This is a genomic window from Streptomyces sp. N50, assembly GCF_033335955.1.
Lineage (GTDB): Bacteria > Actinomycetota > Actinomycetes > Streptomycetales > Streptomycetaceae > Streptomyces.
On the sequence record NZ_CP137549.1, the window covers coordinates 7,504,277 to 7,518,698 of the forward strand.

General features: G+C 68.5%; 13 protein-coding genes. 4 read left to right on the forward strand and 9 right to left on the reverse strand.

What is annotated here, in order from left to right; translation table 11 throughout:
- Positions 1 to 56: 56 nt before the first annotated feature.
- Genes R2B38_RS33490 through R2B38_RS33500 form a run of 3 tightly spaced genes read left to right on the forward strand, consistent with a single transcriptional unit; the run spans position 57 to position 2,339 of the window.
- Positions 57 to 671, forward strand: coding sequence for an ArsR/SmtB family transcription factor (locus R2B38_RS33490; protein ID WP_318019555.1), 615 nt, complete (start codon positions 57 to 59; stop codon positions 669 to 671).
- Positions 668 to 1,978, forward strand: a complete 1,311-nt coding sequence (locus R2B38_RS33495) for an MFS transporter (RefSeq protein WP_318019556.1) — start codon at positions 668 to 670, stop codon at positions 1,976 to 1,978. Before R2B38_RS33490 ends, R2B38_RS33495 begins: the two co-directional genes overlap by 4 nt.
- Before the next feature lie 13 nt (positions 1,979 to 1,991).
- Positions 1,992 to 2,339 carry a hypothetical protein gene (locus tag R2B38_RS33500; RefSeq protein ID WP_318019557.1) on the forward strand — a complete coding sequence of 116 codons (348 nt, stop codon included), beginning with the start codon at positions 1,992 to 1,994 and terminating at the stop codon, positions 2,337 to 2,339.
- A gap of 21 nt (positions 2,340 to 2,360) precedes the next feature.
- Here the strand turns inward: R2B38_RS33500 and R2B38_RS33505 are convergent, their stop codons facing one another.
- The 3 genes from R2B38_RS33505 to R2B38_RS33515 all read right to left on the reverse strand — a co-directional run bounded on the left by R2B38_RS33505 (position 2,361) and on the right by R2B38_RS33515 (position 4,287).
- Entirely contained in the window at positions 2,361 to 2,885 is a 525-nt protein-coding gene (locus R2B38_RS33505; RefSeq protein ID WP_318019558.1) for a PASTA domain-containing protein, read from the reverse strand.
- Positions 2,882 to 3,451 carry a SigE family RNA polymerase sigma factor gene (locus R2B38_RS33510; protein ID WP_318019559.1) on the reverse strand — a complete coding sequence of 190 codons (570 nt, stop codon included), beginning with the start codon at positions 3,449 to 3,451 and terminating at the stop codon, positions 2,882 to 2,884. The genes R2B38_RS33505 and R2B38_RS33510 overlap by 4 nt, the downstream gene beginning before the upstream one ends.
- 152 nt (positions 3,452 to 3,603) lie before the next feature.
- A complete protein-coding gene (locus tag R2B38_RS33515; protein WP_318019560.1) occupies positions 3,604 to 4,287 on the reverse strand; it encodes a TetR/AcrR family transcriptional regulator in 684 nt (227 codons plus the stop codon).
- A gap of 79 nt (positions 4,288 to 4,366) precedes the next feature.
- On the opposite strand from R2B38_RS33515, the gene R2B38_RS33520 reads away from it, so the two are divergent.
- On the forward strand, positions 4,367 to 5,065 hold the full coding sequence (locus tag R2B38_RS33520; protein WP_318019561.1) for an MBL fold metallo-hydrolase: 699 nt from the start codon (positions 4,367 to 4,369) through the stop codon (positions 5,063 to 5,065).
- Positions 5,066 to 5,139: 74 nt separating this feature from the next.
- On the opposite strand, the gene R2B38_RS33525 is transcribed toward R2B38_RS33520, so the two are convergent.
- From R2B38_RS33525 to R2B38_RS33550, 6 genes are all read right to left on the reverse strand, one after another.
- Entirely contained in the window at positions 5,140 to 6,312 is a 1,173-nt protein-coding gene (locus R2B38_RS33525; protein ID WP_318019562.1) for an MFS transporter, read from the reverse strand.
- Positions 6,309 to 9,176, reverse strand: coding sequence for a glycoside hydrolase family 2 TIM barrel-domain containing protein (locus R2B38_RS33530; RefSeq protein WP_318019563.1), 2,868 nt, complete (start codon positions 9,174 to 9,176; stop codon positions 6,309 to 6,311). The genes R2B38_RS33525 and R2B38_RS33530 overlap by 4 nt, the downstream gene beginning before the upstream one ends.
- Before the next feature lie 27 nt (positions 9,177 to 9,203).
- Positions 9,204 to 10,076, reverse strand: a complete 873-nt coding sequence (locus R2B38_RS33535) for a carbohydrate ABC transporter permease (protein ID WP_318019564.1) — start codon at positions 10,074 to 10,076, stop codon at positions 9,204 to 9,206.
- Positions 10,073 to 11,038 (reverse strand): sugar ABC transporter permease, encoded by a 966-nt coding sequence (locus tag R2B38_RS33540; protein ID WP_318019565.1) that lies wholly within the window; start codon positions 11,036 to 11,038, stop codon positions 10,073 to 10,075. The genes R2B38_RS33535 and R2B38_RS33540 overlap by 4 nt, the downstream gene beginning before the upstream one ends.
- A gap of 17 nt (positions 11,039 to 11,055) precedes the next feature.
- Positions 11,056 to 12,321: an ABC transporter substrate-binding protein gene (locus R2B38_RS33545; RefSeq protein WP_033281577.1), complete on the reverse strand. Its 1,266-nt coding sequence runs from the start codon at positions 12,319 to 12,321 to the stop codon at positions 11,056 to 11,058.
- A 222-nt stretch (positions 12,322 to 12,543) separates the two neighbouring features.
- Positions 12,544 to 14,421: a glycoside hydrolase gene (locus tag R2B38_RS33550; protein WP_318019566.1), complete on the reverse strand. Its 1,878-nt coding sequence runs from the start codon at positions 14,419 to 14,421 to the stop codon at positions 12,544 to 12,546.
- Position 14,422 lies beyond the last annotated feature (1 nt).

The window sequence follows — 14,422 nt, forward strand, 5'->3', positions numbered from 1 at the left end:
GGCGTAGAAGATCTGAGAGTTGACTCTCAGGCTTTCTGGGAGAACACTCTCAGACCATGGATTCCGGCAACCGTTTCGGCGACCTAGAGATATCCGACCCGAAGGCCATGCGGGCGCTGGCGCACCCCGTACGGCTCGCGATCCTCGAACGCCTCCAGCGCCATGGCCCCGCCACCGCCTCCCGCCTCTCCCCGCACGTGGGCGCCACCCCGTCCGTCACCAGCTGGCATCTGCGCCATCTCGCCGGCTTCGGCCTGGTCCGCGACGCGGAGGGCGGGACGGACCGGCGGGAGCGGCGGTGGGCGGCGGTGGCGCGGGGCTTTCGGTTCGAGATGCCGGAGGACGAGGAGGGGCGGTCGGCCGCGCGGGTGCTGACCGGCGAGATGTTCTCGCGCAACGCCGATCTGCCCCTGCGCTGGCTCATGGACACGGCGCCCGGACTGGAACCGGAGTGGAGCAGGATCGCCTCGGCGAACAACACGCGGATCGTGGTGACGGCGGACGAACTGGCCGCGCTGAAGGACGCGTTCGAGGAACTGATCGCTCCGTACGTCGTCCGCGAACCGGACCGGCGACCGTCGGACGGCCGGGGTGTCCGCCTGCTGATGTACGCGCTGCCGGAAGGTCCCGGGAACGAGGACAGCGATACGACGCTGGACCTACCGGAGTGAAGGGCCGCTGGACCACCCGGCCCGCGTCGGGACCGAGTTCGGCATCGGCGCCGGAATCGCTGTGGCGGGACCGCCGCTTCGTACGCTTCTGGTGCGGCCAGTCCGTCTCCCAGTTCGGCGACCGGATCTCCGAACTGGCCCTGCCGCTCATGGCGGTTGGCGCGCTGCACGCCTCCGCGAACCAGGTCGCCCTGCTGACCGCGCTGGTCTGGACACCGAATCTCCTCGGCCTGTTCCTGGGCGCCTGGGTGGACCACCGCCCCGCCAAACGCCGGCTCATGCTGCTCGCGGACGTGATCCGGGCCGCCGTACTGCTGTCGCTCCCGGTCGCCTACGCCCTCGACACGGTGACGCTGGGCCAGCTGTACACGGTGGCCGTGCTGACCGGCACGGCGGCGGTCGTGTTCAACACCGCGTACTCGTCCTTCTTCGCCCACCTCGTACCGCCGGAGTCGTACGTCGAGGCGAACAGCAAGCTCAGCGCGAGCAGATCGGTGTCCTTCATCGCGGGTCCGGCGGTCGGCGGCGGCCTGGTCCAGGCGCTCACAGCCCCGGTCGCGGTGATCGCGGACGCGCTGTCGTTCGTGGCCTCGGCAATCCTGGTCGGCCGTACGAGAGTTGACGAACCAGCGGTTCCTTCGGCGCCGTCCGGTCCCTCGCTGCTACGACGCGCCCGAGAGGGCCTGACCTTCGTGATCCACGAGCCGGTGATGCGCGCGGGACTCTTCTGCGCGACGACCGTCAACTTCTTCACGTTCCTGTCAGGCACCGGCCTGCTCGTGCTGTTCGCCGACCGGGTCCTCCAACTCCCGCCCGGTGCCATCGGGTTGGCGTTCGGCGTGGGCGCGACGGGCGGCCTCCTCGGGGCGGTGGCGTCCCCCGCGATCGCCCGCCGGATCGGCATCGGCCGCAGCATCGTCGCCGGGGCCGTCCTGTTCCCGGCCCCTTTCGCTCTCATCGCGGCGGCAACCGGCCCTGCCTGGACCCGCCTCGGCATCCTGGGCGCGGCCGAGTTCCTCTCCGCCTTCGGCGTCATGCTCTTCGACGTCAACCTCAACTCCCTCCAGGCATCGGTGGTTCCGGACGGTCTCCGCAGCCGCGTGGCGGGCGCGTACAGCACGGTCAACTACGGGGTACGTCCGCTGGGGGCGCTGATCGGGGGCGAGTTGGCGACGCTGGCGGGTCTGAGAGTGACGTTGACGGTCGCGGCGGTCGGGGGTGCGATGTCGGCGCTGTGGTTGTTGGCTTCGCCGATACCGGAGGTAAGGGAGTTGGGGCGGGCGCCGGTGGAATCAAGGCAGGAGTGATCGAGGTTCCGTGATGGATCGAGAAGAACCGGAACTGGAGAGGTGGCGGGCCGCTGTGACGACCGACCTCGGGAGTCCGGACATCGGGGTGTCCACCAGGGCGCTGCTGGCGATGACATACGACGATCCGGACCCCCGGCGGGTCGAGGCCGTTCTCCTCAACTGCCTGTCTCCTGAGGCCGATCCGCAGATCAGAGCTCTGGCGGTGACCTGCTTGGGACACGTGGGGAGAATCCACAGAGCTGTAGGTGCCGATGTCGTCCGGCGGCTTGAAGCGTTGCTGGATGACCCCGCGTCGGGTGGCATGGCTGAAGACGCCCTTGGTGACATTGCGGCCTTCGCCGGTGAAGGCCCGAAGTGACACCGGTCCAGCCGGCCTCGATCAGTTCGACGCGCTTCCGCAGAGCTTCAGCTCGATCGTGTCCCCCGTCTCCACGACCTTCGGGGCGTGCGGAGTGACCTCGACGACCGAGCCCGGTGTGCAGCCCGGGCTGTTGACCTCGCTCACTGTGCCGAGCTTGACGCCTGCCTTGAGGAACTGGCCCTTGGCGGTGGCGAGGTCCATGCCTGTGAGGTCGATCGCTACGGGGCCCTCCTTGCTGTAGGACAGCAGCAGGATGGCCTTCTTGTAGTCCGCACCGGGGGCGGTGGCCGTGGTGTCGGGTTTCGCCGGCGCCGTGCGTGAGGTGCCGCCTGTCATGGACGCCAGGGCCGTGCCGCCGCCCGCCACGATCAGGGCGGTGGCGATGCCGGCGATGAGGGTGGCCCGCCTGCGGCGGGTGCGGTGGACCATGCCGGCCGTGTCGAAGGACGGCGAGTCGGTGGAGTGCGCGAAGTCGTTCATGGCGTTGATCAGTTCCTCTTCGAAAGGTGTGCAGCCGGAGGACCGCGGGTCGTACGAACTCATCGCGTGCCTTCCGTGAGCTGCTGCGGCGAAGGGGTGGGGAGCGCGGGAAACTGGCTTCTCAAGCGGTCGATTCCACGGGCGAGTTGGGAACGGACGGTGCTCTGCGAGATCTTCAGGTCGGCCGCTATCTCGGCGTCGGAAAGATCGTGGAAGTACCGCAGCACCACCACAGTCCGCATCCGCATGGGCAGTTGCTGAAGAGCGCGCACCAACTGGTCCCGGCTGTCGATCCGTCCGTACTCGTCACCCGGCGCGGCCGGGTCGCCGTCGACCGGGTGCTGAGCCGTACGGCGGAATCTCCGCCAGCGGTCGTTGGCGAGGTTGACCATGATCCGCCGTACGTACGCGTCCGGGGCGTCCTTGGCGCTGATGGTGCGCCACTTGCGGCAGGTCCGTTCCAGGGTCTCCTGGACCAGATCCTCCGCCGCGTCGCGGCTGCCCGTCAGGACGAGTGCGCCCCGGAACAGCGCGGCCGACCGGGCGGCGACGAATCCATGGAAGTCACCTTCCGCGGTTCCAACTCCGTCGCGCCCCGCGTCCGTTGCCCACTTGGCTGCCAGATCCACATGCTCCTCCCTTCCTGTCACCCCTCCTCGACGGGGAAACAGGCGGATCTGCTGCACGGTCCTTCTGAGACCTGGGTCACAACTCCCTTGACGCGCCCATCCGTTGACTTCCGTGCGGTGCCCCGGGCGCCACTGTCGCGCCGAGCGGGCGGTCAGCTGGGTGCGGGGCCGTGCGGGAAGGCGAGCCGAGTGATGATCTCCTCCTCCAGCGGACCGGATGGCGGCCACGGGAATCGGGGAATGCGGGCGCGGAGCAGGATGAGGCCGTGCAGGGCCGCCCAGAGAGAGGTCGCCGTGGTGAGAGCGTCCTCCGCGCGGGACGAGCCGTCGTGCATGGCGTCGGCGACGTCGCGCAGAAGTATCGAGAACGCTTCGGCGGGGGCGAGCTGAGCCGCGATGGACTCGCCGACAATGGGCGCGAGTTGGCGTACCGCCTGGTCGACGCGTTCTTCCGTGGTGCTGCTGCCCCTGGGCCGCGGCCGGGAGAACAGCAGGGCGTAGAGCTCGGGCTGCTCGGCACCGAAGACGAGATAGGCACGGCAGTCGGCCAGAAGCCGTTCACGCGCGCCTTCCGCTCCCGCCCGGGCGGTCTCCAGCTGACGCACCAGCAGTGAGCGGGTCTCGGTGACCACGGCCTCCACGATCTGGTCGGGCGTGTCGAAGTGCGCGTAGATCGACGGTGGCGCGATGCCGACCTTGCGGGCGATCGCCCGCAAGGTCACCGCGCTGTCCGATCCGGTCTCGATCAGCAGCTCGCGGGCTGCGGTCACGATCTCGTCGCGGAGCTGTGCTCCCTGACCTCGGGGGTTGCGTTTCCGTGCTGCCGGTGGAGCCATGACGATGACTTTACAGGCGTAAGTTCTCATGCTCTACTTACGGCCGTAAGGTTACGAGGCTTCACGAAGGAAGATGATCATGAGTGCCACGACCGTCACCCCGCTTCCCATGGGCAACAGCAACGCCTACCTCCTGCGTGGCGAGCAGGCGGTCCTCGTGGACGCGGGCGGACCGGAGGACGGCGACCGCCTGCGCGACGCGCTCTCCGCGCAGGGCCTTCAGCCTCGCGACATAGCCCTGGTCCTCCTGACCCACGGCCACAACGACCACAGCGGCACGGCGGCGTCGTTCGCGGACGCCGGCGTACCGATCGCGGTCGGCCTGGGTGACGAGCAACTCCTGCGAACGGGACGCATCGGCGCACTCCCGATCAGCCATCCGGCCGGTGCGCTGTTGAAGCCCATGGTCCTCCGCGCGAGGGCCCAGCCGGTCGAGGCCGAGATCCTGGTGGAGGACAAGTTCGACCTGAGTCCCTACGGCGTCGACGCGCACGCCGAGCGGTTCGGCGGCCACACCCCCGGGTCGCTCGTCGTCCGCGTCGGCGACGACACGCTCGTCGGCGACCTGGTCCGCGGTGGCGTGCTGCGCCCCCGGAGCCCGAAGCGGCATTTCTTCACCGAGGACGCCGCCGGAGTGCGCAGGGCGCTCATGACCGAGCTCGACCGCCGTCCGCAGCGCCTGCTCCCCGGTCATGGCGGACCCCTCGACGCGGAAGAGACCCGACGACGCCTCGACAAGGTCGCTCCGGTGCCCAGTGGGTCCGCGGCGACCGGCTGACGCAGGCGGTGCTTGCGGTCCGCGGCACGATCGCACGCGTTGTCGCGGAGCGGGTGACTGTGAGGAGCGGGTGACTATGAGGGGGACCGCCTCGTCAGCCTGATCAGGTGGACGGTCGCCAGCAGTGACGCGCCCGACAACAGGGTCAACAGCCAAGGCACCGCGTGGATCCCGGAGGCCTCGATCCCGACGCCGAGCAGCGGGGGAGCCGCCACCCCGCCGACATTCGAGGCCGCGATCACCCACGCCCCGGCGCGCCTGGCCTGGGGGAGCGCCGTGTTGAGCCACGAGAGCCCCGTCGGGAAAACCGGCGCGATGAACAAGCCGACACCGGCGTACGCCACCGGTGCCGCTCCTTCGACCAGCGTCAGCAGCAGACACACCGTCATCCCGGCCGCGCACACCGCGAGAATGCGCTCGGGGGCGTGGCGCATCGTGATCGGTACGACGAGGAAGCGGCCCGCCGTCATCATCAGCCAGTACACCGAGGTCGCGGACGCGGCCACGGTCGCCGGGTAGCCGACGGTCTCCAGATGCGTGGGCTCCCAGCCGCCGACGCCCGCCTCCACGGCCACGTTGAGGATGTAGAGGACCAGGAAGCCGACGAGGACGCGGGACAGGCCCAGGGATCTGCTGGGGGCTGTGCCTGATCGAGCGTCAGATACACGTGTGCGTACGCCACTTGAGCCGGCCAACACCAGCACGGCCGCCAGAACCGCGCACGCCCCGAACGCGTAGGGGTAGTCGTCCGGGCCGAGCCAGGCCACGATCGCGGGGCCGAGGACCGCGCCGATGCCGAAGTGCGCGTTGAGCACGTTCAGCATGGCGGTGGAACGGTCGCCGAAGCCCACGGCGAAAAGCTGGTTGAGGCCGTAGTCGATCCCGCCGAAGCCGAGGCCGCCGAGGAACGCGGCGGCGAGCGCGAGCGGCCAGTTCGGGGCGAGTGCGAAACCCGCGCCGCCCGCCGCCATCAGGCCGTAACCCCCCACCAGAAGTGCCCTGTTGCTGATCCGGGAGTGGACCGCGTTGAAGGCGAGGACACCGGCGACCCCGCCCGCGAAGTGCAGGCTCAGGCCGAGGGCGGCGGCCGAGGGGGACAGGCCGAACTCGTGGCGCAGGCCCGGGATCACGGGGCCGTAGAGGGCCTGCAGCATGCCGATGAGGATGAAGCCCACGCAGGACGCGACCGCGGCCGACCGGGTGAAGAGCCGGTCGGCCGCAGGCGATTTCGTGACTGTGCCGGTCAACTGGTCTCCGGGGTTTCCGAGAACACGAACGAGAACTCGGTGGGTCGGGCGTTCAGGAAGTACTGCGGGAGCGGGCCCGGACCGCAGGACTGCGAGCCGATGCCGTGCTGGCCGTGGTCGAGGTTCACCCACACTGTGCCGCCGGGGACCAGATCGGTGCGGTGGGAGGCCGCGTCCAGTTCTTCCGTCGTCCAGCGGCGGGCCGTGAACCAGAACTCCGGGTCGCCGTCGATCCGCAGGCCGCCCAGTTCGGCCCAACGGACGTCAGGGCGGGCGCCGTTCTCCTGCGGGCGGAGGTAGGGGGTCTGGAGGCCGTCGACCGTGGACTCCCAACGGCCGAGCAGCGAGGCCGACTTGGTGTCGGGGTACCCCTCGCCGGGACCGCCGCCGAACCAGCGCACCCGGTCGGCGCCGGCGTCGATGCCGAACCGGATGCCCAACCTCGGCAGCGGGACGGTCCAGTTGCCCTCGGGCGCCACGGACACCGTCAGCCGCAGCCGTGAACCGTCGGAGGTCCAGCGGTACACCGTGGCGAACCCGATCTCCCAGGCGGCGGGTGCCACCCGGGTGCGGACGGTCAGCGCGTCCTCGTCCAACTCCACCCCGTCCAGGCGGTGTCGCATCCGGTGCAGACCGAACTTCCGCCAGAGCAGGCCGAATCGGGTGTCCGTCTGCCAGGACGCGCCGTCGTCGTTGTCGGTGGGCGCCCGCCATACGTCGAGACGGAGACCGGTGACGTCGACCGCGCCGATGGTCTTCACCTCGCCTGTGCGGGCGTCGAAGGTGGCGGGGCCGAGGGTGATCCGCCGCTCCCCGAGCACGGGCCCGGCGACGGTGGACACGGACGGCAACGGGCGCGCCGCGACCGGGAATTGGCCCCAGCCGATGACATGCCCGGCGGGACCCCATGCGGTGTCGGCCGCGAGCGACGCCCGTACGGTCCACTGGGATTCGGCGCCGTTGGACTCCACGGGCGGCGCGGGCAGCTTGACGTCGGCCGACTCGCCGGGGGCGAGTGACGGCACGGTGAGGGTGCCCGACTCGACTGTCTCGCCGTCCACTTGGTAGGACCAGGCGAAGGCCAGGGCGGACAGGTCGGCGAAGTCGTAGGCGTTGGTGATGCGTACGGTGCCGTCCGCGCCGTCGCCCGTGATCCGGACCGGCTCGATCACCTTCTTGTACTCGATCAACCCGGGGGAGGGCGTGCGGTCCGGGAAGATCAGGCCGTCGCAGACGAAGTTCCCGTCGTGCAGCTCCTCGCCGAAGTCGCCGCCGTACGCGAAGCCGAAGCGTTCGTCCTTGATGCCGTGGTCGATCCACTCCCAGACGAAGCCGCCCTGGAGCCGGTCGTAGGACTCGAAGAGGCGCTGGTAGTCGGCGAGTCCGCCGGGGCCGTTGCCCATGGCGTGGGCGTACTCGCAGAGGATGAAGGGGAGCCCGCGGCGCCGGTGGGTGCCGCCGTCCAGGCCCCGGCCGATCTGCTCGACCTCGGCGTGGTCGGCGTACATCCGTGAATAGACGTCCGTGTCACGGCAGTTGATGTCGCCCTCGTAGTGCACGAGGCGGGAGCCGTCGCGGCCGCGGATCCACTCGGACATGGCCGTGAGACCGCGTCCGGTACCGGCCTCGTTGCCCAGGGACCAGATGACGATCGACGGGTGGTTCTTGTCGCGTTCGACCATGCGCGCGGCGCGGTCGAGGAGGGCCGGTGTCCAGCGGTCGTCGTCAACGGGGTTGTCGCGCCAGGCCTGTTCGGTGAAACCGTGGGTCTCCAGGTCGCACTCGTCGATGACCCAGAGGCCGTACTCGTCGCACAGGTCCAGGAAGTCGGGGTGGGGTGGGTAGTGCGAGGTGCGGACGGCGTTGATGTTGTGCCGCTTCATCAGCAGCACGTCCTCCCTCATGGTCTCCAGGTCGAGGGCGCGGCCCTTCTCCGGGTGCCATTCGTGGCGGTTGACGCCCTTGAAGAGGATCGCCTTTCCGTTGACCTTGATCAGGCCGTCGGAGAGTTCGACGGTGCGGAAGCCGATACGGAGGGGGACGCGTTCGCCTTCGGTGGTGAGCAACCCGTGGTACAGGTAGGGGAGTTCGGCGGTCCACGGGCGCACCGGCACGGTGACCGATTCGCCCGTCGCGACATCGATGTCCAGGGCGGGCACGGTGACGCGGCCGTCGACGTCGGAGTCGACGCGGAGGGTGCCCGCGCCGGCGACGTGGTCGTAGGAGGCGTGCACGAAGAAGTCGAGGGCGCTGCCCGGCGGGCGGTGCAGCAGGGTGACGTCACGGAAGATGCCGGGCAGCCACCACTGGTCCTGGTCCTCCAGGTAGGAGCCCGCGGACCACTGGTGGACGCGGACGGCGAGGACGTTGCCGCTCGGCTTCAGCAGATGCCCGACGGCGAACTCGTGCGGCAGCCTCGATCCCTTGAGCTCGCCGATGTCCGTGCCGTTCAGCCAGACGCGGGCGCAGGACTCCACGCCGTCGAAGCGCAGCACGGCCCCGCCGTCCGAGGGCCACTCGGACGGCAGGTCGAAGACGCGGAGGTGGTCGCCGGTCGGGTTCTCGGTCGGGACGCGGGGCGGGTCGACCGGGAAGGGGTAGAGGTGGTTGGTGTAGACGGGGGAGCCGTGCCCCTGCAGGACCCAGTGGCCGGGGACCGTGACCTCGGCCCAGTCCCCGGCGTCGTAGCCCTCCCCGGCGAACGAGTCGTCCTCGGCGTCGGCCGTCGCCGACACACGCAGACGCCAACTGCCGTTCAGTGACAGTGACTTGGCGTCCGAGGACGCGTAACGGGCGCGGGGTGGGAGGGCTCCGCTGCCCGGGGAGACGTCTTCGAGGTAGTCGGCGGCGGTGCTGGAAGTCATCGGTCTCCAGGTCGTGAGATGCGGGTGTCAGCCCTTGATGCCGGTCTGGGCGATCCCCTGGACCAGCCAGCGCTGGAGGAAGAGGAACACGAAGATCAGGGGCAGGATGGAAATCGCGGTGGCCATGAAGATCTGGTGGAACACGACCGTCTGGTTGGTCATGTACGAGGACAGCGCGACCTGGACGGTCCATGCCCCCGGATCCTGGCCGATGACCAGCGGCCACAGGAAGGCGTTCCAGCCGCTGATGAAGGTGATCGTGGCGATCGCGGCGAAGAAGTTCAGCGAGTTCGGCACCACGACCTTCCAGTACGCGCCCCAGTAGCCGAGTCCGTCCACGCGTGCCGCCTCCTCCAGCTCCTTGGGGAACCCTAGGAAGTACTGCCGGAAGAGGAAGCAGGTGAAACCACTGAACAGGCCCGGGATGATGAGCCCCCGGTAGGTGTCGACCCAGCCGAGGGACGAGACGAGAACGAAGCTGGGCACGAAGGTGACGGCCGTTGGAACCATCAGGGTGCCCAGGACGAAGTAGAAGATCTTGTTGGAGTGCTTGTACGGGATGCGGGCCAGGGCGTAACCGGCCAGTGAGCAGATCAGCAGGATGCCCACGGTCATGGAGACGGCGACGACCAGTGAGTTCCACATCGACCGGGCGAAGTCCACCGAGGTGTCGTCGAAGAGGTCGCTGACGTTGCCCCACTGCAGATGCGTGGGGAAGAACTTCCAGTGCTCCCCGGTGATTTCGGCGTCCGTGGAGAGCGCGTTGCGGACCAGCAGGTAGAACGGGACGAGGAAGAGGAAGGCGGCGACGCCGGTCGCGAGGTACAGACCGGTGTTGCCGAGGACGCCGCCGCGCTTCTTGCCGCGCGGCTTCCTCAACTGCGGTGCGGTGGTGGTCACTTGGCCTCCTCCCCCCGGCCGAAGCCCATGAGCTTGCCCTGGAACAGGGTGACGATGATGATCAGCACGGTCAGGATCACGGCGCCCGCGCTGCCGGCGCCGTAGTCCTGGTTCTCGCCGAGAGCGATGTTGTACAGCTCGACGAGGGGCGGGCGGCCCCAGGTGGTCTTGGACAGGAGGTTGAAGAACTCGTCGAAGGCCTGGTAGGCGGCGATGAGCAGGAGCAGGATCACCGCGGTCGAGGTGGCCCGCAGCTGCGGCAGCGTGATGTACCGGAAGGTCTGCCAGCCCGGCTTGGCGCCGTCGATCGCGGCCGCCTCGTACAGCTCCGCCGGGATGTTCTGCAGCGCGGCCAGGAAGAGGATCATGTAGAAACCGGACTGCAGCCACAGGCGGGCGGTGACGATGACGAACCAGTACCAGGGCGGGCTGGGGTTGGACAGCCAGGCGATGTTGTCGACCCCGAACCAGCCGATGACCGTGTTCATCAGGCCGAAGCGGACGCCGCTGAAGATGGACATCTTCCAGATCAGCGCCGCCGCGACATAGCTGCACGCGGTCGGCAGGAAGAACACGGACCGGAAGAACGCCCGCATGAACCGGAGCCGGTTCACCAGCAGGGCGAGGCCCAGCGACAACGCCCAGGTGGTGGGCACGATGAACGCGGCGAAGACGGTGAACGTGCCGAGCGAGCCGACGAAGCCGGGGTTCGTCAGCATGTACGTGTAGTTGTCGAAGCCGATGAACTTGCTCGGCGTGACGGTGAAGCGCGCCTCGAAGAAGCTGAGGTAGATGCTCCAGCCGATCGGGACGTAGACGAAGATCATCAGCCCGGCGAGGAACGGGCCGATGAAGAGCCAGAAGTTGAAGGTGCGGTTGCCCCGCAGACCCCGCCGCCGCTTGGCCGGAGTGGCCTTCGCCGGGGCGGGGCTCGCGAGGTCGCGTGTCGTGGTCGTCGACATGTCCGGTCCGTCCCGGCCTATCCGAACAGCTTCTTGAGCTCGCGGTTCACGGCCGTGTCGGCCTTGTCGAGCGAGGCCTCCGGGTCACCGCCCTTGCGGACGGAGTTGGCGAAGACGTCCTCCAGCGCGGTGATCATCGCCTGGGTCCAGCCGATGTTGTCGAAGTGGCCGTAGTCCTGGAAGAGCTTGACGCCCTCGGCCGGCAGACCCGTCTTGAGCTTGGTGGCCGACGCGGCGATCGAGGCGCGCGGCGGGATGTGGAAGCCGTAGGAGGTGGCCCAGTCCTCCTGGTCCTTCTTCTGGTCGATCCACAGCCACTTCACGTACTCCTTGGCCGCGTCGACGTTCGCGCCCTTGGCGTTGACGAACATCGACCAACCGCCGTTGTAGACCGACTGCTTGCCGGAGTCGATGGTCTTCGGGAACGGGAAGATCCCGATGTCGTCGCCGAGCGCCTTCTGGAACTGCGGCATGGCCCACATACCGCAGAACTGGATCGCGCACAGGCCCTGGTTGAGGGCGGACGGGTCCCAGTAGTCCGTCGGGGCGTCGAGCAGCAGGTCGCCGCTGGTGAACAGCTTGCGCATCTTCTTGATGCCCTCGATGACGCCCGGCGTGTGGTACGCGATCTCGTTCTTGTCGTTGAGGGTGTCGGCGCCGGCCGACCAGATCATCGGGCTGATGACGGCGTGCAGGTCGTTGCCGAGGTACAGGCCCTTGACCTTGCCGGTGGTGAGCTTGGCGGCGGTCTCGATCAGCTCGTCGAGGGTCTCCGGGACCGTCACGCCGGCCTTCTTGAACAGGGAGGGCCGGTAGAAGAAGAACTGCGGGTCGTCGATCATCCGGACGCCGTAGATCTTCCCGTCCACCGTGTGCGAGGCGATGTCGGCCGGGTTGAAGTCGGACTTGACCGGGTCGATGATGTCGCTCAGGTCGGCCACCTGACCGCTCTTCACCATCTGGATCTGCGGGTGGAACTCGAAGAGGTCGGGCGCGTTCTTGGTGAGCAGTGTCGCGAACAGCTTGCTCTCGTAGTCGCTGCTGGTGATCCACTGCGTGGCCACGTTCGCCTTGGAGTACGCCTTCGCGTAGCGCTTGATGGCCTGTTCCGTCCCGGCCTCGCCGTACGCGTGGAACATCTGGGTGAGCTGCTTGCCCGAACCACCGCTCGCGCCCCGCCCGTTGTTGCCGCCGCAAGCGGCCAGCGTTCCCGCGGCCGCCATCCCTGCGGCCGCCCGGAATATCGATCGGCGGGACCAGTTGCTGTTGCTCATTGCCGACATGGTGACGTCCTTGTCTCTCGCGCGGCTGCGGCTCCACGGCTCCACGACTGAGTGGCGGCCAGTGGCTCAATTCGAGGTGCGGTGCGGGACGTTAACCTTCGCCTAAGCCTTCGGCAAGGGGTTGGACGAAGTCTGTTCGAAGCGTTGTGTAGCGTTCGGGATACCGGACGTGACGAAGGCGCGGGCCGCCGCGGAGGCGACCCGCACCCTGCACTCAGGTGGTCAATACACCTTTGACCAGGCCTCGTTGGCCCCGCCGTTGCAGCTGTAGAGGATCACCTTGCTGCCGTCCGCGGTCGCCTGCCCGCTCACGTCGAGGCACTTCCCGGACGCCTCGCTGAGGATCTGGCCGTTGGCGTTCAGGAGCCATCGTTGGCCTGGGTCGCCCGTGAAGTCGGCGGCGGTCGTCAGTCCCGAACTCCCCACCGTCAGATACCCGTTGGCCGTTTTCAGGCCGCCCTTCGCGTCGTACGACCACGCCTGCTCGGCCCCGCCGGCGCAGGTGGCGAGGGCGGCTCCCGAGGTGTCGGCGGTCAGGCACTTGCCGGACTGGTTGCCCTGGAGGGCGCCGGTGACGGCCGTCGAACTCCCGTGTCCCTTATGGCCTTTGCCGCTCTTGCCGGCCTTCTGGTCGAAGACGTACGTCGTGATCGAGCGGGCCGCGAGCGACGCGGACACCGTCGGGCCGCTCACGTCCGGCGCGGCGACCTTCGCCCAGCTCTCCGTGGCCGAGGTGCGGACCGCCTGCGTCGCGCGCACCGGCACCTTGCTGTTGAAGTGCAGATTCAGCGAAGTGGCCGTCGTGTTCTGGTTGTTGACCACGACGACCCACTTGCCGTCCCGGTCGTACGAGCTGACCTCGACACCGCTCGGCGCGCCCGTCACGTTGTGCGCGACCGAGCCCGGGGTCACGAACTTGCTGTACTGGCCGAGCGCGTAGTACCGCTTGGTGAAGTACAGGGTCTGGTTGCCGTTCGTCGCGTAGTCGGGGTCGTAGTAGATCAGCCCGTCGTTCCAGCCGACGTCGTTGCGCGTGGCCGGGTCCGTGCCGTAGCCGCTGGCGAGGGCCACCCACCACTGGAATGCCGAGTCGTGCGAGCTCGCGAAGTCCTTGTAGATGATGCGGGACATGAGCAGGGCGTTGTCGATGGTCGGGTCGTACTCCTGGTTCCAGCCCGTGGTGCCCTTGCCGAAGCAGCAGATCTCGGTGGCCCAGGAGGGCTTGCCGACCGTCTTCGCCGTCTCGTAGACGTTGCCCAACTGGCCGTCGTTCGGGTTGTTGTACGTGTGGTGCGCGAGCTTCGACACGTACTGCGCGGTGTCCGGCTGCGCGATCCACTGCGGGACCTCGGTCGAGAAGCTGACCGTGCTGCTCGACTCGTCGGCGATGATCGAGGTCTTCTGGTGCCGGGCCCGCTGCTCGGCGCCCAACGCCCGCACGATGTCGTCGCGTTGGTCGACGGTGACCTGCATGCCCTCCTGGCCGCAGTCGCCGAAGTCGTTGTTCGGCTCGTTGAAGGGGCTGATGTAGTCGAACTTCGCGCCCTGTTTGGCGAAGTGGGCGGTGACGTCGGCGACGTACTTCGCGTAGTCGCCCTCGTTCTCCGGCTTCAACTGGCCGCCGCAGCTCTGCCCGTTGGTCGTCCACTGCGCGGGCGCGCTGTTGACGAAGCCGATCAGGTCCTGGACGCCGTACTGCGCGGCGTACCTGAGGAACGTCTGGCCGCCCTTGTCCTTGCTCCAGTCGTACGTGCCGTCGGCGTTCAGGAAGTCCTGTGCGGCGCGGGCCGGGGTGGTGACCGCGGTGCCGCCACCGCCGATGTTGTAGCGGTACGAGGAGAGGTCCAACCCCTTTGAAGAGAAAAGGAGTTGGGCCACCCGGGCCTGGACCGCGGGTGTGAAGTTCTGCAGGTCGTTGACCCACCAGGCGCCGGACGCGCCGATGTTGTCGATGGTCTGGGCCGCGTGGGGGGAGACTTCGGCCGGTGCGACGCCGTCGGCGGTCGCGGGCGGCGCGGAGAGCAGGGCCCCGGTGACGGCGAGCGCGGCTGCCGCTGTCGCGAGGATCGTTCTCCTGGGGTGGGGGTGAGTCACGTGCATC